The sequence below is a fragment of the Bacillus sp. FDAARGOS_527 genome, from assembly GCF_003812125.1.
GTDB lineage: Bacteria > Bacillota > Bacilli > Bacillales > Bacillaceae_G > Bacillus_A > Bacillus_A paranthracis.
The window spans coordinates 2,979,105-3,000,146 of the sequence record NZ_CP033795.1 but is presented as its reverse complement, the minus strand read 5'-3'; the positions used below and the strand labels follow the sequence as shown (position 1 = coordinate 3,000,146).

General features: G+C 37.9%; 21 protein-coding genes and 1 other annotated feature. All 21 genes read left to right on the top strand.

What is annotated here, in order from left to right; genetic code table 11:
• The first annotated feature begins 43 nt into the window (after positions 1-43).
• The 21 genes from EGX95_RS17925 (at position 44) to pyrE (ending at position 21,007) form a co-directional block, all read left to right on the top strand.
• The gene (locus EGX95_RS17925; RefSeq protein WP_001993471.1) at positions 44-328 is read left to right on the top strand and encodes a YlmC/YmxH family sporulation protein; all 285 of its coding nucleotides are present in this window, start codon (positions 44-46) and stop codon (positions 326-328) included.
• A 118-nt stretch (positions 329-446) separates the two neighbouring features.
• Complete coding sequence (gene pgeF, locus EGX95_RS17920) at positions 447-1,265, top strand: peptidoglycan editing factor PgeF (RefSeq protein WP_001209000.1); 819 nt, start codon at positions 447-449, stop codon at positions 1,263-1,265.
• On the top strand, positions 1,262-1,936 hold the full coding sequence (locus tag EGX95_RS17915; RefSeq protein ID WP_000218169.1) for a YggS family pyridoxal phosphate-dependent enzyme: 675 nt from the start codon (positions 1,262-1,264) through the stop codon (positions 1,934-1,936). Before pgeF ends, EGX95_RS17915 begins: the two co-directional genes overlap by 4 nt.
• A 19-nt stretch (positions 1,937-1,955) precedes the next feature.
• Positions 1,956-2,426, top strand: coding sequence for a cell division protein SepF (locus EGX95_RS17910; RefSeq protein WP_000119138.1), 471 nt, complete (start codon positions 1,956-1,958; stop codon positions 2,424-2,426).
• Positions 2,427-2,432: 6 nt separating this feature from the next.
• Entirely contained in the window at positions 2,433-2,696 is a 264-nt protein-coding gene (locus EGX95_RS17905; RefSeq protein ID WP_000450919.1) for a YggT family protein, read from the top strand.
• Positions 2,697-2,711: 15 nt separating this feature from the next.
• Complete coding sequence (locus EGX95_RS17900) at positions 2,712-3,479, top strand: YlmH family RNA-binding protein (RefSeq protein ID WP_000029725.1); 768 nt, start codon at positions 2,712-2,714, stop codon at positions 3,477-3,479.
• A gap of 89 nt (positions 3,480-3,568) precedes the next feature.
• Positions 3,569-4,075 (top strand): septum site-determining protein DivIVA, encoded by a 507-nt coding sequence (divIVA, locus tag EGX95_RS17895; RefSeq protein ID WP_001131612.1) that lies wholly within the window; start codon positions 3,569-3,571, stop codon positions 4,073-4,075.
• 51 nt (positions 4,076-4,126) lie between these two features.
• Positions 4,127-4,351: a binding site (T-box leader), on the top strand.
• Between the two features lie 71 nt (positions 4,352-4,422).
• Positions 4,423-7,188 carry an isoleucine--tRNA ligase gene (gene ileS2, locus EGX95_RS17890; protein ID WP_000455936.1) on the top strand — a complete coding sequence of 922 codons (2,766 nt, stop codon included), beginning with the start codon at positions 4,423-4,425 and terminating at the stop codon, positions 7,186-7,188.
• Between the two features lie 156 nt (positions 7,189-7,344).
• Positions 7,345-7,674 carry a TraR/DksA C4-type zinc finger protein gene (locus EGX95_RS17885; protein ID WP_001004664.1) on the top strand — a complete coding sequence of 110 codons (330 nt, stop codon included), beginning with the start codon at positions 7,345-7,347 and terminating at the stop codon, positions 7,672-7,674.
• 124 nt (positions 7,675-7,798) lie between these two features.
• Complete coding sequence (lspA, locus tag EGX95_RS17880; protein ID WP_000642177.1) at positions 7,799-8,257, top strand: lipoprotein signal peptidase LspA; 459 nt, start codon at positions 7,799-7,801, stop codon at positions 8,255-8,257.
• A 4-nt stretch (positions 8,258-8,261) separates the two neighbouring features.
• Positions 8,262-9,170, top strand: coding sequence for an RluA family pseudouridine synthase (locus EGX95_RS17875; RefSeq protein WP_000005842.1), 909 nt, complete (start codon positions 8,262-8,264; stop codon positions 9,168-9,170).
• A gap of 202 nt (positions 9,171-9,372) precedes the next feature.
• A complete protein-coding gene (gene pyrR / locus EGX95_RS17870; RefSeq protein ID WP_001156491.1) occupies positions 9,373-9,915 on the top strand; it encodes a bifunctional pyrimidine operon transcriptional regulator/uracil phosphoribosyltransferase in 543 nt (180 codons plus the stop codon).
• A 146-nt stretch (positions 9,916-10,061) separates the two neighbouring features.
• The gene (gene uraA, locus EGX95_RS17865) at positions 10,062-11,345 is read left to right on the top strand and encodes a uracil permease (protein ID WP_000435929.1); all 1,284 of its coding nucleotides are present in this window, start codon (positions 10,062-10,064) and stop codon (positions 11,343-11,345) included.
• A 148-nt stretch (positions 11,346-11,493) separates the two neighbouring features.
• Entirely contained in the window at positions 11,494-12,408 is a 915-nt protein-coding gene (pyrB, locus tag EGX95_RS17860; RefSeq protein ID WP_000018849.1) for an aspartate carbamoyltransferase, read from the top strand.
• Positions 12,392-13,678, top strand: coding sequence for a dihydroorotase (gene pyrC, locus EGX95_RS17855; RefSeq protein WP_001108357.1), 1,287 nt, complete (start codon positions 12,392-12,394; stop codon positions 13,676-13,678). Before pyrB ends, pyrC begins: the two co-directional genes overlap by 17 nt.
• Positions 13,675-14,772, top strand: a complete 1,098-nt coding sequence (locus EGX95_RS17850) for a carbamoyl phosphate synthase small subunit (RefSeq protein WP_000828682.1) — start codon at positions 13,675-13,677, stop codon at positions 14,770-14,772. Before pyrC ends, EGX95_RS17850 begins: the two co-directional genes overlap by 4 nt.
• Positions 14,757-17,975, top strand: coding sequence for a carbamoyl-phosphate synthase large subunit (gene carB / locus EGX95_RS17845; protein WP_001126110.1), 3,219 nt, complete (start codon positions 14,757-14,759; stop codon positions 17,973-17,975). Before EGX95_RS17850 ends, carB begins: the two co-directional genes overlap by 16 nt.
• The gene (gene pyrK / locus EGX95_RS17840) at positions 17,972-18,751 is read left to right on the top strand and encodes a dihydroorotate oxidase B electron transfer subunit (protein ID WP_000983358.1); all 780 of its coding nucleotides are present in this window, start codon (positions 17,972-17,974) and stop codon (positions 18,749-18,751) included. The genes carB and pyrK overlap by 4 nt, the downstream gene beginning before the upstream one ends.
• Positions 18,748-19,677 (top strand): dihydroorotate oxidase B catalytic subunit, encoded by a 930-nt coding sequence (gene pyrD, locus EGX95_RS17835; RefSeq protein ID WP_001081057.1) that lies wholly within the window; start codon positions 18,748-18,750, stop codon positions 19,675-19,677. Before pyrK ends, pyrD begins: the two co-directional genes overlap by 4 nt.
• Positions 19,662-20,378, top strand: coding sequence for an orotidine-5'-phosphate decarboxylase (gene pyrF, locus EGX95_RS17830; RefSeq protein ID WP_000083493.1), 717 nt, complete (start codon positions 19,662-19,664; stop codon positions 20,376-20,378). The genes pyrD and pyrF overlap by 16 nt, the downstream gene beginning before the upstream one ends.
• Entirely contained in the window at positions 20,375-21,007 is a 633-nt protein-coding gene (pyrE, locus tag EGX95_RS17825) for an orotate phosphoribosyltransferase (RefSeq protein WP_000711452.1), read from the top strand. The genes pyrF and pyrE overlap by 4 nt, the downstream gene beginning before the upstream one ends.
• The last annotated feature ends 35 nt before the right edge of the window (positions 21,008-21,042 follow it).

The window sequence follows — 21,042 nt, the reverse complement described above, 5'->3', positions numbered from 1 at the left end:
TGTGAAACAATGTTTTTTCGATTCGTCATATATAAGGGAGAGGATGAAAGTGATACAAATTTCGGAATTGCAGATGAAAGATATAATAAATGTTTCAGACGGAAAAAGACTGGGGAATATTGGTGATATTGAAATTGATATGAACACAGGGAAGATCGATTCTATTATTATTTCTAAACAGGCACGTATATTTGGGGTTTTTGGGAAAGACGTAGAAATTGTAATTCCTTGGAAAGAAATTGTGAAAATTGGGGAAGATGTCATACTTGTTAGAGTAAATCCTGTTAATTCTGTAACAGAATCAATACAAACACCGACAATTTCATAAAGAATATTACAAATTCCTCTTTTTTTTCTGTTAGGATTATGAAAAAATAAAAGTATGGTAAAATAGACAGGAAGTACCATGCTTTTTTATGTTATTTTAATTAAAAGGAGCCGCTGTTATGAGAGAACCATTTAAATATGTGGACGGTATACTGTATTTAGAAGCGTGGAAAGAACTTGGAAACATTACTGCTGGATTTACGACAAAAGATGGTGGGGTAAGTACGGGCTCCTTTCATGCAATGAATTTAGGATTACATGTGAATGATATTGCCGAGAACGTTCATGAAAATAGACGCATTTTAGCAAATAAGTTACAAAAACCATTAGAAAACTGGATTTGCTCTGAACAAGTTCATGATCATCATGTTGAAAAAGTAGGACAACAGGAAAAAGGAAGTGGCGTTTATTCATATGAAGACGGCATTTCAAAAACAGATGGCATTTATACGACTAATAATGATGTTCTTTTAACATCTTGTTATGCGGATTGTGTTCCACTCTATTTTTATGCACCATCACATGGTATGATAGGACTTGCGCATGCTGGATGGAAAGGGACTGTAAAAGAGATTGCAAAAGAAATGATTCAAAAATGGAATGCAGAAGGGATTTCGAGTGATGAAATTCATGTTGCGATTGGACCAGCAATTGGATCTTGTTGTTACATTGTTGATGATCGAGTGTTAACAGCAGCAGAGCAAGTAGTAAACGGTTCTGTTCCTTATAAAAAAGTTTCTGACGGGCAGTACGCAATTAATTTAAAAGAAATTAATCGTATATTATGTGTACAAGCAGGCATAAAAGAAGAGAATATTGTAATGTCATCTCTTTGTACAAGCTGTGAAGAGCAACTGTTTTTCTCTCATCGTCGTGATCAAGGTAAGACAGGGAGAATGTTGAGTTTCATAGGTTTTAAGGAGGATGAAAGCAAGTGACAGTACAAACAAATTTAACAACTGTAAACGAAGCAATTAAACAATCTTGCGCGCGAGCGGGACGTTCTTTGCAAGATATTAAACTCGTTGCAGTTACAAAAACGGTAGGAATTGAAAAAACAAACGAAGTAATTGAAGCAGGAATTATCGATTTAGGTGAAAATAGAAATGAAGGTTTCTTACAGAAGTATGAACATTTCGGTTCAAAAGTGAATTGGCATTTTATTGGATCATTACAAACGAGAAAAGTAAAAGAAATCATTAATGAAATCGATTATTTACATTCGTTAGATCGTCTTTCACTTGCAAAAGAAATTCAAAAACGTGCGGATAAGAAAGTGAAATGTTTTATTCAAGTGAAAACATCATCTGAAGAATCAAAGCAAGGATTGGCAATAGAAGAAACCGTTTCTTTTATTCAAAGTTTGCAAGAATTGGATAAGATTGAAGTGGTTGGACTAATGACAATGGCTCCGTTTACAGAAGAAGAGGAAGAAATCAGACGCTGTTTTAAGACATTACGTATGCTACAAACAGAGGTGCAGGAGTTAGAATTATTACATGCGCCATGTAAAGAATTATCAATGGGAATGTCTAATGATTACACCATTGCAATTGAAGAAGGTGCTACATATATTCGTTTGGGGACGATTTTAGTAGGAAAAGCGTAAAAGGAAGGAGAATCTTATTATGAGTTGGTCAAAAGTAAAATACTTCTTTTTTGATACACCTGAAGAAAAAGAAGCAGCTCAATATAGTTATGAAAAGGAGCAAACGGACATGAAGAAGCAGCAAGATCCGCCAGAACAACAAGATGTTACGTTTCCAAAAGCGCAAACGAAACAAAATGTTGTGAGCATTGAAACAGCGAAGCAATCCTCAAAAGTTGTTTTATTAGAACCACGCACATATTCGGAAGCGCAAGGAATTGCGGACCATTTAAAAGGTAGACGAGCTGTTGTAATTAATTTACAACGAATGTCTACGGATCAAGCTGTACGTATCGTTGACTTTTTAAGTGGTACTGTATACGCTATAGGCGGGGACATTCAAAAAATAGGACCGAAAACATTTATGTGTACGCCTGAAAATGTAGATATAGTTGGTGCAATTTCAGAGTTATTCGGTGAAGAAGAAGACACAAATATAAAGAGGTGGTAATACGCCATGGAAACAGTTTTAAGGCTTTTAGTTACTGCTATCGAGATTTACTCGTGGGCACTTATTATTTACATTCTCCTATCATGGTTCCCAGGTGCAAAGGAATCAACTTTCGGAGATTTTCTTGCCCGTATTTGTGAACCGTATTTAGAACCATTTCGCAGATTTATTCCGCCGCTTGGTATGATTGACATCTCACCACTTGTTGCGATTTTTGCGTTGAGACTTGCTACAAGTGGTTTAGTAACTTTATTCGGCTATTTCTTATAGTAAGAGGTTAAATACATGAGCATCTACGAGCATTTTAGACCTGATGAAGTGGTCTTTGTGGATAAAGTGTTAGAGTGGAAGCGAGCAGCAGAGTACCATCAAGTGAAGTTAACAGACTTTCTTGATCCAAGACAACAACAAATTGTCACGATGGTAATAGGACAAGGAGATGTTGCTGTACAATTTGATGGTGCAACGTCTCAAGCAGAGCGCAAAAGAGCACTCATTTATCCGGACTATCTAGTAATAAATGAAGAGGAATTTCAAGTAGAAGTATTGGAAATTGACTATCCTTCCAAGTTTTATACGCTAGAGCATAGGCAAATATTAGGTACATTTATGTCTCTCGGTTTAACGAGAGAAAAATGTGGTGATATTTTGCTTCAAGAAGATCGTGCCCAAATTGTAGTCGCGAAAGAAGTTGTATCTTATATTGAGATGAACTTACAATCTATAGGAAAAGTGAAAGTCTCCTTATCACCAGTGCAAGGGGAAAAAATTCTACAGATACAAGAAACGTGGGGGGAGAAATCCGGAACGGTTTCTTCACTTCGTTTAGATGTTATGTTAGCTGAAATGTTACATATATCTAGGCAAAAAGTACAACCTTTCATAAAAAATGGTTTAGTAAAAGTGAATTGGAAAACAGTGGAGCAAACCTCTTATGAATGTTATCCAGGAGATGTTTTTTCAGTGAGAGGATATGGACGCAGTAAATTGTTTTCTGTAGAAGGTAGAACAAAGCGCGACAAATGGAGAATTTTGTATGGTATACTAAAATGATTGGTTTTTTAGAAGGAAATCCTCCTATTTTGTCGAAGAAAAGATATAATTGAAAGAGGAAATTTAGATAACTACTTGGAGGTGGCGTTGTGCCGTTAACACCATTAGATATTCATAACAAAGAATTTGGTCGCGGATTCCGTGGCTATGATGAGGATCAAGTAAATGAGTTTCTTGATCAAATTATCAAAGATTATGAATTAGTCATTCGTGAAAAAAAAGCTTTAGAAGAACAAGTTGCGCAATTAGAAGGGAAGTTAGATCATTTCTCTAATATTGAAGATACGTTAAACAAATCTATCGTTGTTGCACAAGAAGCAGCGGAAGAAGTAAAACGTAATGCGCAAAAAGAGGCAAAATTAATTGTACGTGAAGCTGAAAAGAATGCAGACCGTATTATTAACGAAGCTTTAGTAAAATCAAGAAAAGTTGCTTTTGATATTGAAGAGCTAAAGAAACAAGCGAAAGTATTCCGCACTCGTTTCCGTATGTTATTAGAAACACAGCTTGAAATGTTAAACAACGATGATTGGGATAAACTAATTGAGTTAGAAGACGAAGTAGACGAGCTGTTGAAAAAAGAAGAAACAGTGTAAGCTTGACGTTTTTCGCATTATTACATATAATTTTAAACAACATATTTATTAAGAAAAACGAAGATAGGGATAAGTACCTTTTTCATACCTTATATAGCGAACTGAGGATGGTGTAAGCTCAGGATAAGGAGATAATGGGAATATCACCCTGGAGTTCCGCGCTGAACAAATAGAGTAAGCGTAGGCGTATATTCGCGTTAAGAATATAAAGAGGATTGTATACATACGTATAGAATCTACTAGGGTGGTACCGCGGGAGACTTTCTCGTCCCTTTTTGGGATGAGAAAGTCTCTTTTTTATTCCGTTTTTTAGGTCTTTCTTTTATACATGTAAGGAGGAATTGAGCATGGAGTACAAAAATACATTACTAATGCCAAAAACAGAGTTCCCGATGCGTGGGAATTTACCAAAACGTGAGCCTGCAATGCAAGAAAAGTGGGCGGAAATGAATATTTATGAAAAGGTACAAGAACATACGAAAGGTCGTCCTTTATTTGTACTGCATGATGGACCTCCATATGCGAATGGTGACATTCATATGGGACATGCATTAAATAAAGTATTAAAAGACTTTATCGTTCGTTATAAATCAATGACTGGTTTCTGTGCACCATATGTCCCAGGTTGGGATACACACGGTTTACCAATTGAACAAGCTTTAACAAATAAAGGTGTGAAGCGTAAAGAAATGACAGTTGCTGAGTTCCGTAAGTTATGTGCAGAGTATGCATATGAACAAGTAGAACGTCAGCGTGAGCAATTTAAGCGTTTAGGTGTACGTGCTGATTGGGATAACCCATACATTACTTTAGAGCCAGCATATGAAGCACAACAAATTAAAGTGTTTGGTGATATGGCGAAAAAAGGTTATATCTATAAAGGACAAAAACCAGTTTATTGGTCACCAACGAGTGAATCAGCTTTAGCAGAAGCTGAAATTGAATACCAAGATAAAAAATCTGCATCTATTTACGTAGCATTTCCTGTAAAAGATGGAAAGAACGTATTAGAAGGTGATGAGAAATACATTATCTGGACAACAACGCCTTGGACGTTGCCTGCAAACTTAGGTATTTCTGTTCACCCAGAACTTGAATACGCTATTGTAAAAGTAAATGGTGAAAAATATATTATTGCTTCTGAACTATTTGAGACAGTTGCAAAAACGTTAGAGTGGGAAAACGCTGAAGTTGTGAAAACAGTAAAAGGTAGCGAGCTTGAGTATACAGTTGCAAAGCATCCATTCTACGATCGTGATTCATTAGTTATGCTAGGAGATCACGTAACAACAGATGCAGGTACAGGTTGTGTTCATACAGCACCAGGACACGGGGAAGATGACTTTATTGTTGGTAAAAAGTATGGCTTAGAAGTACTTTGCCCAGTTGATGATAAAGGTGTATTAACAGAGGAAGCACCTGGATTTGAAGGCTTATTCTATGATAAAGCTAACAAGCCAATTACAGAAAAATTAGAAGAAGTAGGCGCGTTACTGAAACTAACATTCATCACGCATTCATATCCACATGATTGGAGAACGAAAAAACCTATTATTTTCCGTGCGACAGCACAGTGGTTTGCATCTATTGAAGCATTCCGTAAAGAGTTATTAGAAGCTGTTGCGGAAACAAAATGGGTACCAGCATGGGGCGAAACTCGTCTTCATAACATGGTTCGTGACCGTGGTGACTGGTGTATTTCTCGTCAGCGTGCATGGGGTGTGCCAATTCCAGTATTCTATGCTGAGAATGGTGATCCAATTATTACGGATGAAACAATTAACCACGTAGCAGATTTATTCCGTGAACACGGTTCTAACGTATGGTTTGAGCGTGAAGCGAAAGATCTATTACCAGAAGGATTTACACATTCAGGTAGCCCAAATGGTGAATTCCGTAAAGAAACAGACATTATGGATGTATGGTTCGACTCAGGTTCTTCTCACCAAGCGGTATTAGAAGAGCGCGATGACTTACAACGTCCAGCTGATTTATATTTAGAAGGATCTGACCAATATCGTGGTTGGTTTAACTCTTCATTATCGACAGCAGTTGCTGTAACAGGTAAGGCGCCATATAAAGGCGTACTAAGCCATGGTTTCGTATTAGATGGTGAAGGCCGTAAAATGAGTAAGTCGATTGGAAACATCGTCGTACCGAAGAAAATTATGGATCAATTAGGCGGAGATATTTTACGCTTATGGGTATCTTCTGTTGACTATCAATCTGACGTACGTATTTCGGATGATATTTTAAAACAAGTAGCAGAAGTGTATCGTAAAATCCGTAACACATTCCGTTTCTTATTAGGAAACTTAGACGACTTTAAGCCAAGTGAAAATACAGTAGCTGTAGCTGAACTTCGTGAAGTAGATCGTTACATGTTAGTGAAATTAAATGACTTAATTACAAAAGTAAAAGAAGCATATGAGACATACGACTTCGCTGCTGTATATCATGCAATTCATAACTTCTGTACAATTGATTTAAGTTCATTCTACTTAGACTTTGCAAAAGACATTTTATACATTGAAGGTGCGAACCATGAAGATCGTCGTGCAATTCAAACTGTATTATATGATGTTCTTGTTGCATTGACGAAACTTGTAACACCAATCTTACCGCATACAGCTGATGAAGTATGGCCATACATTCCAGGTGTAACAGAAGAAAGTGTACAATTAACTGATATGCCAGAAGCTGTACAATTAGATGGTGCAGAAGCATTAAAAACAAAATGGGATGCATTTATGACATTGCGTGATGACGTATTAAAAGCGTTAGAAGTAGCTCGTAATGAAAAGGTAATCGGTAAGTCATTAAATGCAAGCATTACGCTATATCCAACTGCAGAAATGAAAGCTATGTTAGAGTCTATTAACGAAGACTTAAAGCAATTATTCATCGTTTCTGAGTACAAACTTGGTGGCATGATGGAAGAAGCGCCAGCAGATGCACCGAAGTATGAACATACAGCGGTTGTTGTTGTTCAAGCAACTGGTGAAACATGTGAACGTTGTTGGGTAGTTTCAGAAACAATTGGTAAAGATGCTGAACATGAAACATTATGTGAGCGTTGTGCAACGGTTGTTAAAGAAAATTATGTAAAATAATAAGGGGTGACTGCACGTAAAGTGCAGTCATTTTTTTGGTTAACAGTATATTGAAATAACTTTCACTCTCTTTCCTATGAAGGAAAAATGTGTGAGAGGTAAGCATATAAATTTCGGACACACTAATCGTACATTGCAACTGGGAGGAATGTACACGTGAATGAAATGTATATGGAAATCAAAGAAGAATTGCAATTGATGCGAAAAGAGTTACAAGAGAGGCTAGCTAAAGAGGTTATGTACAAATATAATACAGAGTTTAGCGAAGAGCTTGGGTATGAAATTAAGGAAGAGATAAAGAAAAAACTTTTATTACATGATATAAAAGAGGATTTAAAAGATGTAGAACGTGCATTATTTAAAATGGAAATAGATATGTATGGTATTTGTGAAGACACAGGGAGAGTAATGTCGGTAAAACAAATGAAAACGATGCCGACTGCACGTACCATTCATGAATTTTTCTATGAAAAAGTAAATGTATGAATGTGCACAACGATATTATATTACCTTTTTTTAATTTATTTTATTCTTCTATAAAGGTTCATTGTGAAAAGGTTGCAGCTATGCTAAAATTTTGAGGTACACTGTCTTTGTGGGGGAAATGAAAATGATATATTATGTAATAGCGTTATTCGTCATTGCCATCGATCAAATATCGAAATGGCTAATTGTAAAGAACATGGAATTGGGTACGAGTATTCCGATTATCGATAATGTATTATACATAACATCACATCGAAATAGAGGAGCTGCTTGGGGCATTTTAGAAAATAAAATGTGGTTTTTCTACATTATTACAGTCGTTTTTGTAGCATTTATCGTATTTTATATGAAAAAATATGCAAAAACAGACAAGCTTCTAGGAATTTCATTAGGTCTAATTTTAGGCGGAGCAATTGGTAATTTTATTGATCGTGTATTTAGACAAGAAGTAGTGGATTTCATTCACGTGTATATTTTCTCGTACAACTATCCAGTATTCAATATCGCTGATTCAGCATTATGTATTGGTGTTGTATTAATTATTATTCAAACATTATTAGAAGGCAAGAAAACGAAGGAGTAATTGAATGAGTGAAGTAGTACAAGTAACAGTTGCAGAAGAACAAAAAAATGAGCGAATTGATAAATTCGTTGCAGGAATAAATAATGAATGGTCACGTACACAAGTACAACAATGGATTAAAGATAACGTTGTTACAGTTAATGGAAAAGCTGTAAAAGGGAATTATAAAGTTAGAGAAAATGATGAAATTACAGTGACGATTCCTGAGCCAGAAGAGTTAGATATTCAGCCAGAAGATATGAATTTAGAAATTTATTATGAAGATGCAGATGTACTTGTTGTTAATAAGCCGCGTGGTATGGTTGTGCATCCAGCACCAGGTCATACAAGTGGTACACTTGTGAACGGTCTTATGCACCATTGTACAGACTTATCGGGCATTAACGGTGTAATGCGCCCAGGTATCGTGCATCGTATTGATAAAGATACATCAGGCTTATTAATGGTTGCTAAAAATGATATGGCACACGAATCACTTGTAAATCAACTTGTAGCAAAAACAGTAACGAGACGTTACAAAGCGATTGTACACGGTGTTATTCCGCATGATAAAGGAACGATTGATGCTCCGATTGCTCGTGATAAGAAAGAGCGTCAAAGTATGACGGTTGATGAAAATGGTAAGCATGCTGTTACGCATTTCCAAGTGTTAGAGCGATTCAAAGATTTCACACTTGTAGAATGTCGCTTAGAAACAGGGCGTACACACCAAATTCGTGTTCATATGAAATATATTGGCTATCCACTTGCAGGAGATCCAAAGTATGGACCAAAGAAAACATTAGACATGAATGGACAAGCACTTCACGCAGGTATTTTAGGATTTGACCATCCTCGTACTGGTGAATATATTCAGTTTGAGGCACCGATTCCAGAAGTGTTTGAAGATGCATTAAATATTTTACGAAAATAGTATTGACAAATCATAAGAAAACTGAGATACTGACAACAGTTAAATAATGATCCTTTAACACAGCCCCGTGAGGTTGAGAAGGTAACGGTTTGAAATACATAGGGTATGCTGTACCCTTTTTCAAAAGTCCTCTCGCACACGCTGAGAGGACTTTTTTTATACCATTACTCTCACGCAAGAAAAAAGCTTGGAGGTGTAGAGCATGCAAGAGAAAGCTGTCGTTTTAGATGACCAAATGATTCGCCGCGCTTTAACACGAATTAGTCATGAAATCGTGGAACGAAATAAAGGTGTCGATAATTGTGTTCTTGTCGGAATTAAAACTCGTGGAATTTTTATTGCACAACGTTTGGCAGAACGAATTGGTCAAATTGAAGGAAAAGAAATGGAAGTTGGAGAGTTAGACATTACGTTATATCGAGATGATTTAACACTACAATCGAAAAATAAAGAACCACTTGTAAAAGGTTCTGATATCCCTGTAGATATTACGAAGAAAAAAGTTATCCTTGTGGATGATGTATTATATACAGGCAGAACTGTTCGAGCAGCAATGGATGCTCTTATGGATTTAGGTAGACCATCACAAATCCAACTAGCGGTTCTTGTTGATAGAGGTCATCGTGAACTACCAATTCGCGCTGATTATGTAGGAAAGAATATTCCAACATCAAGTGAAGAGCGTATCGAAGTTGATTTGCAAGAGACAGATCAACAAGATCGAGTAAGCATATACGATAAGTAAAGCCCTTTTAAATGTAGTCCTGTGAGGCTGCCAAAGGGTCTTGGCTTTCATATGTCAAATTTGGCATACGAAAGTGTAGGACTCTTTGTGCACAGGCACAAAGAGTTTTTTTATTGCAAAGATTTAAACTGAAGGAGGATGTAACAATGGAACAAAAGCCAGTGTTAGACGTTAATGAAGTACCGAAACCGGGAAAATGGTTATTTTTAAGTATACAACATTTGTTCGCGATGTTTGGATCAACAGTGCTTGTTCCGTTTTTAACAGGATTGAATCCGTCAGTAGCATTAATATCAAGTGGATTAGGAACGTTAGCGTTTCTTCTTATAACGAAAGGTCAAGTACCTGCCTATCTTGGATCATCATTCGCCTTTATCGCACCGATTATAACAGCGAAAACGGCAGGGGGACCTGGAGCAGCAATGCTTGGTGGTTTGCTAGCAGGACTTGTATACATCTTAATCTCACTCGGAATTAAGAAATCAGGATCAGAGTGGATTATGAAATTACTACCACCAATCGTAGTTGGTCCAGTAGTAATGGTAATCGGGCTAGCTTTAGCACATACAGCAGTTAACATGGCGATGAATGGTGCGGATGGCAAATATAGCTTTACACACTTTTCAGTAGCATTAGTAACATTAGCAATTACAATCATATGCTCAATATTCGGAAGAGGATTTTTCAGTATCATACCAGTGTTACTTGGCATTATCGGCGGATATATTTTCGCTTACTTCCAAGGGTTAGTAGACTTAAAGCCGGTAGCTGAGGCAAAATGGTTTGTTGTACCAGATTTCACGGTACCATTTGTAACATACACACCAGAGTTTTCATGGAAGATTGTACTCTTGATGGTACCAGTTGCACTAGTAACAATTTCAGAACATATCGGACATCAAATTGTATTAGGAAATGTTATTAAAAGAGATTTAATTAAAAAACCAGGTTTACACCGTTCAATCTTCGGTGATGGAGTAGCCACATTAATCGCATCGCTAATCGGTGGACCACCGAATACAACGTATGGTGAAAACATCGGCGTGCTAGCAATTACAAGAGCGTACAGTGTATACTTATTCATCGGTTCAGCGGTATTCGCAATCATGTTCGGATTTATCGGTAAGATTTCTGCACTGATTCATTCGATCCCAACACCAGTTATGGGTGGTGTATCAATCTTACTATTCGGTGTAATCGCATCAAGCGGATTACGCATGATGGTAGACGATAAAACAGATTTAAGTGACAAACGAAACTTAATGATTGCATCAGTAATACTAGTAATCGGTATTGGTGGAGCGGTACTTCACGTAGGAGAATCATTCCAAGTAGAAGGAATGGCACTAGCAGCAATTGTAGGTGTACTGTTAAATCTACTACTACCAGAAACGAAACAAATAAAACAATCTAAGCAGATTGCTTCATAATAATAACCTTTTAATTCAGTCCTGTGAGACCGGAAAGGGTGGCTTCTTTCTTGCACCCTAGTCTCACATGACTAGGGTATTTTTATGCAAAGGTTGTTATAAAAATACAAAAGTGGTAACATAAAAATCAGAAAGATGAGGGATGACGATGAGCCATTTGTTAACGATGAGTGAATTATCGGAAGTAGAAATTTCAGAAATCCTAAAAGACGCAGAAGATTTTGCGAATGGGAAAGAGAGCAAAACGACAGAGCAAACTTTTGTTGCGAACTTGTTCTTTGAGAATAGTACGAGAACAAGATTTAGCTTTGAAGTTGCTGAGAAGAGATTAGGACTTGATGTTTTAAACTTTTCAGCTGATGCATCTAGCGTACAAAAAGGAGAAACTTTATACGATACGATAAGAACACTAGAATCAATCGGAACAAAAGCAGTGGTCATCCGCCATGAGCAAGATCGCTACTTCGATGAACTAAAAGATCAGGTAAATATCCCGATCTTAAACGCTGGAGATGGATGTGGAAACCACCCAACGCAGTGCCTACTCGACCTTCTTACAATTAAACAAGAGTTTGGAAGATTTGAAGGTTTGAAGATTGCAATAGTAGGAGATGTTCGTCATAGCCGAGTAGCACGTTCTAATGCAGAAGCATTAACGAAGCTAGGTGCAACAATTTACTTTGCAAGTCCAGAAGAGTGGAAAGATGAAGACAACACATTTGGAACATACAAACCATTAGATGAACTTGTTCCGGAAGTGGATGTAATGATGTTACTTCGTGTACAACATGAGCGTCATGATCATTATGAAACAGACATTATGAAAGAGTATCATGAGAAACACGGATTAACAGTGGAAAGAGAAAAGCGTATGAAAGAAGGAAGCATTATTATGCATCCAGCTCCTGTAAACCGAGATGTTGAAATTGCAAGTGAACTTGTTGAGTGTGAGCGTTCACGCATATTTAAACAAATGGAAAATGGAGTTTACGTAAGAATGGCTGTACTAAAACGCGCCTTACCAAATGTATTAGGAGGAATGAAACATGAATTATTTGTTTAAAGATGGTCGTTATATGAATGAAGAAGGAAAAATCGTAGCAACGGATCTTCTCGTACAAGACGGTAAAATCGCTAAGGTAGCAGAAAATATTACGGCAGATAATGCTGAAGTAATCGATGTGAACGGAAAGTTAATCGCACCTGGATTAGTAGATGTACACGTACACCTTCGTGAACCAGGTGGTGAACATAAAGAAACAATTGAAACAGGTACGCTAGCAGCGGCAAAAGGTGGATTCACAACAATTTGCGCAATGCCAAATACACGCCCAGTACCAGATTGCAGAGAACATATGGAAGACTTACAAAATCGTATTAAAGAAAAAGCGCATGTTAACGTACTACCATATGGAGCAATTACAGTACGTCAAGCGGGTTCTGAAATGACAGATTTCGAAACGTTAAAAGAACTTGGAGCATTTGCTTTCACTGATGACGGTGTAGGTGTACAAGATGCTAGCATGATGTTAGCTGCTATGAAACGTGCAGCGAAATTAAATATGGCAGTAGTTGCGCACTGTGAAGAGAATACTCTTATTAATAAAGGTTGTGTACATGAAGGGAAGTTTTCTGAGAAACACGGATTAAACGGTATCCCATCAGTATGTGAATCTGTACATATTGCAAGGGATATACTGCTTGCTGAAGCGGCAGATTGTCACTATCACGTATGTCATGTAAGTACGAAAGGATCTGTACGTGTAATACGTGATGCGAAACGCGCTGGAATTAAAGTAACAGCAGAAGTAACACCCCATCACTTAGTGTTATGTGAAGATGATATCCCATCAGCTGATCCTAACTTTAAAATGAACCCACCGCTTCGTGGAAAAGAAGATCATGCAGCATTAATTGAAGGTTTATTAGATGGAACAATCGATATGATTGCAACTGATCATGCACCGCATACAGCGGAAGAGAAAGCGCAAGGAATTGAAAGAGCACCGTTCGGAATTACTGGTTTTGAAACAGCATTCCCACTTCTATACACAAACCTTGTGAAAAAAGGAATTATTACACTAGAACAGTTAATTCAATTCTTAACAGAAAAGCCAGCTGATACATTCGGCTTAGAAGCAGGTCGCCTGAAAGAAGGTAGAACAGCTGATATTACAATCATTGATTTAGAACAAGAAGAAGAGATTGATCCAACAACATTCTTATCAAAAGGAAAAAACACACCATTCGCAGGTTGGAAATGCCAAGGATGGCCGGTAATGACAATCGTTGGTGGTAAGATCGCATGGCAAAAGGAGAGTGCATTAGTATGAAAAGACAACTTATCTTAGAAGATGGAACAGTATTAATTGGAACAGGTTTCGGAGGAGAAATCGAAAAGTCAGGTGAGGTTGTATTTACAACAGGAATGACTGGATATCAAGAAACATTATCTGATCCATCATATTGCGGTCAAATTGTAACATTCACGTACCCATTAATCGGAAACTACGGCATCAACCGTGACGATTTTGAATCGATTCACCCATCTGTAAATGGTTTAATCGTAAACGAAATTTGTGATCACCCATCAAACTTCCGTAATGAAATTTCGTTAAATGACTACTTAAAAGAAAGAAACATTCCAGGATTAGCAGGAATTGATACGAGAAAATTAACGAGAAAAATTCGTCAATACGGTACATTACGCGGACGCCTTTGTAACATGGATGCAGATGTAGAATACATCGTAAGCCAATTAAAAGCGACAGTATTTACAGACCATGTAAAACGAGTATCAACGAAAGATCCATACCCAAGCCCAGGCCGCGGACATCGTGTTGTATTAGTAGACTTCGGCATGAAACATGGTATTTTAAGAGAATTAAATAAACGTGATTGTGATGTAATTGTAGTTCCTTACAACACGACAGCTGAAGAAATTTTACGCCTTAGCCCAGATGGAATTATGTTAAGTAACGGACCTGGGGATCCAAAAGATGTACCAGAAGCAATCGAAATGTTAAAAGACATTATCGGTAAAGTTCCTTTATTCGGAATTTGCCTAGGACACCAACTATTCGCTTTAGCGTCTGGTGCGAATACAAGTAAGTTAAAATTCGGTCACCGTGGTTTAAACCATCCAGTAAAAAATCTTGCAACTGGAAAAGTAGCAATTACATCTCAAAACCATGGTTACGCAGTAGAAGAAGAATCAGTTGAAAATACAGAACTTGAAATTACACATGTTGCTTTAAATGATGGAACAGTAGAAGGTCTTCGTCATAAGAAGTTCCCAGCATTTACAGTTCAATACCATCCAGAAGCTTCAGCAGGACCAGAAGATGCAAATGATTTATTCGAAGATTTCTTAACAATGATTGAAAACTTCAAGAAAGAAGGGGAAGAGTTATGCCAAAACGCCTAGACATTAACACAATTTTAGTAATCGGATCAGGACCAATTGTAATTGGGCAAGCAGCGGAGTTTGACTACTCTGGAACACAAGCTTGTCAATCTCTTAAAGAGGAAGGTTACAAAGTAATCCTTGTTAACTCTAACCCAGCGACAATTATGACAGATACTGCAACAGCAGATAAAGTATACATTGAGCCTTTAACATTAGAATTCGTAAGCCGAATCATTCGTAAAGAACGTCCAGATGCAATCTTACCAACATTAGGCGGTCAAACAGGTTTAAACATGGCTGTTGAACTTGCAAAATCAGGCGTACTTGAAGAATGCGGAGTTGAAATTTTAGGAACAAAATTATCAGCAATCGAGCAAGCGGAAGATCGTGATTTATTCCGTACATTAATGCAAGATTTAAATGAACCAACACCACCAAGTGAAATTATTCATAACCTTGATGAAGCATATGGCTTTGTAAACGAAATTGGTTATCCAGTAATCGTTCGTCCAGCATTCACATTAGGCGGAACGGGCGGCGGAATTTGCCATAACGAAGAAGAGTTAATTGAAATCGTAACAAGTGGTTTAAAACATAGCCCAGTAACACAATGTTTATTAGAGAAAAGTATTGCTGGTTGTAAAGAAATTGAATATGAAGTAATGCGTGATTCAAATGATAACGCGATTGTAGTATGTAACATGGAAAACATCGATCCAGTTGGTGTTCATACAGGTGATTCTATCGTTGTAGCACCGAGCCAAACGCTAAGCGACCGTGAATACCAAATGTTACGTAATACTTCATTACGAATTATTCGTGCACTAGGAATTGAAGGTGGATGTAACGTTCAGCTTGCACTAGATCCATATAGCTTCCAATACTATGTAATCGAAGTAAACCCACGTGTAAGTCGTTCATCTGCATTGGCATCTAAAGCAACTGGATATCCAATTGCGAAATTAGCAGCGAAAATTGCAGTCGGCTTAACATTAGATGAAATCGTAAACCCAGTAACACAAAAAACTTACGCTTGCTTCGAGCCAGCATTAGACTATGTTGTTTCAAAAATTCCACGCTGGCCATTTGATAAGTTTGAATCAGCGAACAGAACACTTGGAACGCAAATGAAAGCAACTGGTGAGGTTATGTCAATCGGACGTAACTTAGAAGAATCATTATTAAAAGCGGTTCGTTCTTTAGAGCTTGGCATTTATCACTTAGAATTAGACCACTTAAAAGAACTTGATAAAGAAACAATGAAAAAACGCATTATTAAAGCAGATGATGAGCGACTGTTTATCGTAGCAGAAGCAATTCGTCAAGGTGTAACGAAAGAAGAGATTAACGAATGGTGTGAAATGGACTTCTTCTTCTTACAAAAAGTTGAAAACATCGTAAATATGGAACGCGAAGTAAAAGCGAATGTAGGAAATATGGAAGTACTACAAACTGCAAAAGAAATGGGCTTCAGCGATCACTACATCGCAGCAGCTTGGAACAAAACGGAGCGCGAAATTTACGATATGCGTAAAGAAAATAATATGACGCCAGTATTCAAAATGGTAGATACTTGTGCGGCAGAGTTTGAATCTGCAACACCGTATTACTACAGCACATACGCTGATGAGAACGAATCAATTGTAACAGATCGTAAGAGTGTAGTAGTTCTAGGATCTGGTCCAATCCGCATTGGTCAAGGTGTTGAGTTTGACTATGCAACAGTTCACTCAGTATGGGCAATTAAAGAAGCTGGATATGAAGCAATTATTATTAACAATAACCCAGAAACTGTTTCAACAGACTTCAGTATTTCTGACAAATTATACTTTGAACCATTAACGATTGAAGATGTAATGCACATCATCGATTTAGAAAAACCAGAAGGTGTTATCGTTCAGTTCGGTGGACAAACGGCAATTAACTTAGCGGCAAAATTAGAAGAACATGGTGTGAAGATTTTAGGAACATCACTTGAAGACTTAGACCGTGCAGAAGATCGTGATAAATTCGAAGCTGCTTTAACAAAACTTGGTATCCCACAACCAGTTGGTAAAACAGCAACGACTGTAGAACAAGCGGTAGCAATCGCAGAAGAAATTGGTTACCCAGTATTAGTAAGACCATCTTACGTACTAGGTGGACGTGCGATGGAAATCGTATATCGTCAAGAAGAACTACTGCACTACATGAAAAATGCAGTTAAAGTTCACGCAGATCACCCAGTATTAATCGACCGTTACATGGTCGGTAAAGAAATTGAAGTAGATGCAATTTCAGACGGTGAGAATGTATTCATTCCAGGTATTATGGAACATATTGAACGCGCTGGAGTTCACTCTGGTGACTCAATTGGAGTATATCCGCCACAAAGCTTATCTGAAAAATTAAAAGAACAAATCATTGAACATACTATTGCACTTGGAAAAGGATTAAACATTGTTGGATTACTAAATATCCAGTTTGTAGTATTCAAAGATCAAGTGTACGTAATTGAAGTAAATCCACGTGCGAGCCGTACAGTACCATTCTTAAGTAAAATTACAGGTGTACCAATGGCAAACGTTGCAACGAAAGTTATTTTAGGGCAAAACCTAGTAGAGCAAGGATACGGAACGGGTTATCACCCAGAAGAGAAAGAAGTATATGTAAAAGCTCCGGTATTCTCATTCGCGAAACTACGCTCAGTTGATACAACATTAGGACCTGAAATGAAATCAACAGGGGAAGTAATGGGTAAAGATTTAACGCTTGAAAAAGCATTATACAAAGGGTTAGTTGCTTCAGGAATTAACATCCCAACGCACGGATCAGTAATCATTACTGTAGCGGATAAAGATAAAGAAGAAGCAATGGAAATTGCAAAACGTTTCCACGAAATCGGCTATAACTTATTAGCAACAGCTGGAACAGCACAATCGTTAGCAGAGCAAAACATTCCAGTGCAAGTTGTTAATAAAATTGATTCTGAAGAATACAACTTACTTGATATTATCCGTCAAGGAAAAGCACAGTTTGTAATCAATACATTAACAAAAGGCAAACAACCAGCGCGTGATGGTTTCCGCATTCGCCGTGAATCAGTAGAAAATGGTGTGGCTTGCTTAACATCACTTGATACAACGAGAGCAATCTTACGAGTATTAGAATCTATGACATTCTCAGCTCATTCAATGAAAGAAATTACGCAAACAAAGCGTCACGAGGTGGTACATGCATGATGCAAAAGCAAAATATGATCGTCGTTAATCAAAAAGAAATCGCAAAAAACATTTACGAATTAGTGCTTCAAGGAACTTTAGTACAGCAAATGAACGAACCAGGGCAGTTTGTACACATTAAGGTGGCAGAGGGCATTGCGCCCCTTCTGCGCCGCCCGATTAGTATTTGTAATGTAGATCAAGAGAAGAACGAATTTACAATGCTATATCGTGCAGAAGGACAAGGGACAAAAACATTAGCAACTAGAAAACAAGGTGAAATGGTAGACGTACTAGGACCGTTAGGACACGGTTTTCCTGTAGAAGAAGCAGAAGCTGGTCAAACAGCATTACTAGTAGGCGGGGGAATTGGTGTACCACCACTTTATGAATTATCACAGCGCCTCGTTGCAAAAGGTGTACGCGTAATTCACATCTTAGGTTTTCAAACGAAAGATGTTGTTTTCTATGAAGAAAAATTTGCAGAACTTGGTGATACGTACGTTGCGACAGTAGACGGTACACACGGTACAAAAGGATTTGTCACAGATGTAATTGATCATTACGGAATTGACTTTGATATTCTTTATTCGTGTGGTCCGTTAGCGATGCTTCGTGCATTAGAAGGACGTTACAAAGAGAAAAAAGCCTATATTTCATTAGAAGAACGTATGGGCTGTGGTATTGGAGCTTGTTTCGCATGTGTATGCCACTTACAAGAAGATCCAAGTGGACATTCTTACAAGAAGGTGTGTAGCGACGGACCAGTATTTCCAATCGGGGAGGTTGTACTATGAACAGATTGCAAGTTGAATTACCGGGATTATCATTAAAAAATCCAATTATACCAGCATCTGGATGCTTTGGGTTTGGTCGTGAATATGCACAGTTTTACGATTTAAGTGTACTAGGATCAATCATGATTAAAGCGACGACAGAACAACCACGCTATGGAAATCCTACGCCTCGTGTTGCTGAAACACCGGGCGGCATGTTAAATGCAATCGGACTTCAAAACCCAGGATTAGAAAAAGTAATGAATTCTGAATTACCATGGTTAGAACAATTTGATCTTCCAATCATTGCAAACGTTGCAGGTTCACAAGCTGAGGATTACGTAGCGGTTGCAAAGGAAATTTCTAAAGCGCCTAATGTCCATGCACTAGAATTAAATATTTCTTGTCCAAACGTAAAAACAGGTGGTATCGCCTTTGGTACAAACCCTGAAATTGCTGCTGATTTAACGAAGCGAGTAAAAGAGGTTTCTGAAGTACCTGTATACGTGAAGTTGTCACCGAACGTGGCAAACATTGTGGAAATTGCAAAAGCGATTGAAAATGCAGGTGCAGATGGTTTAACGATGATTAATACATTGCTTGGTATGCGTCTAGATTTAAAAACAGCTAAACCAATTTTAGCAAACCGTACAGGCGGATTATCAGGTCCTGCGATTAAGCCAGTAGCAATTCGTATGGTACATGAAGTAAGTCAAGCGGTTAACATTCCAATTATCGGAATGGGCGGTATTGAAACAGCGGAAGATGTAATTGAATTCTTCTACGCTGGCGCAAGCGCAGTTGCAGTAGGTACAGCGAACTTTATCGATCCGTTCGTATGTCCGACAATTATTGAAGAGTTACCAGCATTACTAGATGAATTAGGATTTGATCACATTTCGGAATGTCAAGGAAGGAGCTGGAAGCAAACATGTCACAGTCGTTAATCGTTGCACTAGATTTTCCGGGGAAACAAGATGTAGAACAATTCTTGCGCCACTTTGAAGGGGAAGAGTTATTTGTCAAAGTTGGTATGGAGTTATTTTATAAAGAAGGCCCTGCAATTATTACGTACTTAAAAGAAAAAGGACATAAGATTTTTCTAGATTTAAAACTTCATGATATTCCAAATACAGTAAAAAGCGCTATGCGTAGCCTAGCTAGTCTAGATGTAGATATGGTAAATGTTCATGCTGCTGGGGGAAGCAGCATGATGAAAGCTGCGATTGAGGGATTAGAGGAAGGTAAGCAAGAAGGAAAAGAGAGACCGATTTGTATTGCAGTTACACAACTAACAAGCACTTCGGAAGCTATGATGAAAAAAGAGATCGGCATTGAGAAAACGTTAGAAGAAGCGGTTGCTCATTATGCAAAATTAACGAAAGAAAGTGGACTTGATGGCGTTGTTTGCTCAACGCTTGAAGTTCCAAAATTACGTGAAGTATGCGGAGATGAATTTGTAACAGTAACACCGGGGATTCGTCTTGCAAGCGATGATGTAAATGACCAGGTGCGCGTAGCAACACCGAAACGTGCGAGGGAACTTGGCTCAAGCTACATCGTAGTTGGACGTAGTATTACAAAAGCAGAAAATCCGCTTGAAGCGTATAAAACAGTAAAACAACAGTGGGAAGGTGTAACAGTATGAAAAAAGAAATCGCATCGCATTTATTAGAAATTGGAGCAGTATTTTTACAACCGAATGATCCATTTACATGGTCTTCAGGTATGAAATCACCAATTTATTGTGATAACCGTTTAACTTTATCTTATCCGAAAGTACGTCAAGCAATTGCAGCTGGATTAGAAGAGTTAATTAAAGAGCACTTCCCAACTGTAGAAGTTATTGCAGGAACAGCAACTGCTGGTATTGCGCACGCTGCATGGGTAAGCGATCGTATGGATTTACCAATGTGCTACGTACGTAGTAAAGCAAAAGGTCACGGTAAAGGGAACCAAATCGAAGGAAAAGCTGAAAAAGGTCAAAAAGTAGTAGTAGTAGAAGACTTAATTTCAACTGGCGGTAGTGCAATTACATGTGTAGAAGCACTTCGCGAAGCTGGCTGTGAAGTATTAGGAATCGTATCAATCTTCACATATGAGCTAGAAGCAGGAAAAGAAAAGCTAGAATCAGCTAACGTAGCATCATATTCTTTAAGTGATTACAGTGCATTAACTGAAGTTGCAGCAGAAAAAGGTATGATCGGACAAGCTGAAACGAAAAAATTACAAGAGTGGCGTAAAGATCCAGCTAACGAAGCTTGGATCACAGCGTAACACGAAAAAAGACGACTGCGGGGGAACGCGGTCGT

Bases quoted from the DNA above. Each gene is read 5' to 3' on its own strand.
- EGX95_RS17925 (WP_001993471.1), top strand. From the start codon at position 44: ATGAAAGTGATACAAATTTCGGAATTGCAGATGAAAGATATAATAAAT.
- pgeF (WP_001209000.1), top strand. From the start codon at position 447: ATGAGAGAACCATTTAAATATGTGGACGGTATACTGTATTTAGAAGCG.
- EGX95_RS17910 (WP_000119138.1), top strand. From the start codon at position 1,956: ATGAGTTGGTCAAAAGTAAAATACTTCTTTTTTGATACACCTGAAGAA.
- EGX95_RS17905 (WP_000450919.1), top strand. From the start codon at position 2,433: ATGGAAACAGTTTTAAGGCTTTTAGTTACTGCTATCGAGATTTACTCG.
- EGX95_RS17900 (WP_000029725.1), top strand. From the start codon at position 2,712: ATGAGCATCTACGAGCATTTTAGACCTGATGAAGTGGTCTTTGTGGAT.
- ileS2 (WP_000455936.1), top strand. From the start codon at position 4,423: ATGGAGTACAAAAATACATTACTAATGCCAAAAACAGAGTTCCCGATG.
- lspA (WP_000642177.1), top strand. From the start codon at position 7,799: ATGATATATTATGTAATAGCGTTATTCGTCATTGCCATCGATCAAATA.
- EGX95_RS17875 (WP_000005842.1), top strand. From the start codon at position 8,262: ATGAGTGAAGTAGTACAAGTAACAGTTGCAGAAGAACAAAAAAATGAG.
- pyrR (WP_001156491.1), top strand. From the start codon at position 9,373: ATGCAAGAGAAAGCTGTCGTTTTAGATGACCAAATGATTCGCCGCGCT.
- uraA (WP_000435929.1), top strand. From the start codon at position 10,062: ATGGAACAAAAGCCAGTGTTAGACGTTAATGAAGTACCGAAACCGGGA.
- pyrB (WP_000018849.1), top strand. From the start codon at position 11,494: ATGAGCCATTTGTTAACGATGAGTGAATTATCGGAAGTAGAAATTTCA.
- pyrC (WP_001108357.1), top strand. From the start codon at position 12,392: ATGAATTATTTGTTTAAAGATGGTCGTTATATGAATGAAGAAGGAAAA.
- EGX95_RS17850 (WP_000828682.1), top strand. From the start codon at position 13,675: ATGAAAAGACAACTTATCTTAGAAGATGGAACAGTATTAATTGGAACA.
- carB (WP_001126110.1), top strand. From the start codon at position 14,757: ATGCCAAAACGCCTAGACATTAACACAATTTTAGTAATCGGATCAGGA.
- pyrK (WP_000983358.1), top strand. From the start codon at position 17,972: ATGATGCAAAAGCAAAATATGATCGTCGTTAATCAAAAAGAAATCGCA.
- pyrD (WP_001081057.1), top strand. From the start codon at position 18,748: ATGAACAGATTGCAAGTTGAATTACCGGGATTATCATTAAAAAATCCA.
- pyrF (WP_000083493.1), top strand. From the start codon at position 19,662: ATGTCACAGTCGTTAATCGTTGCACTAGATTTTCCGGGGAAACAAGAT.
- pyrE (WP_000711452.1), top strand. From the start codon at position 20,375: ATGAAAAAAGAAATCGCATCGCATTTATTAGAAATTGGAGCAGTATTT.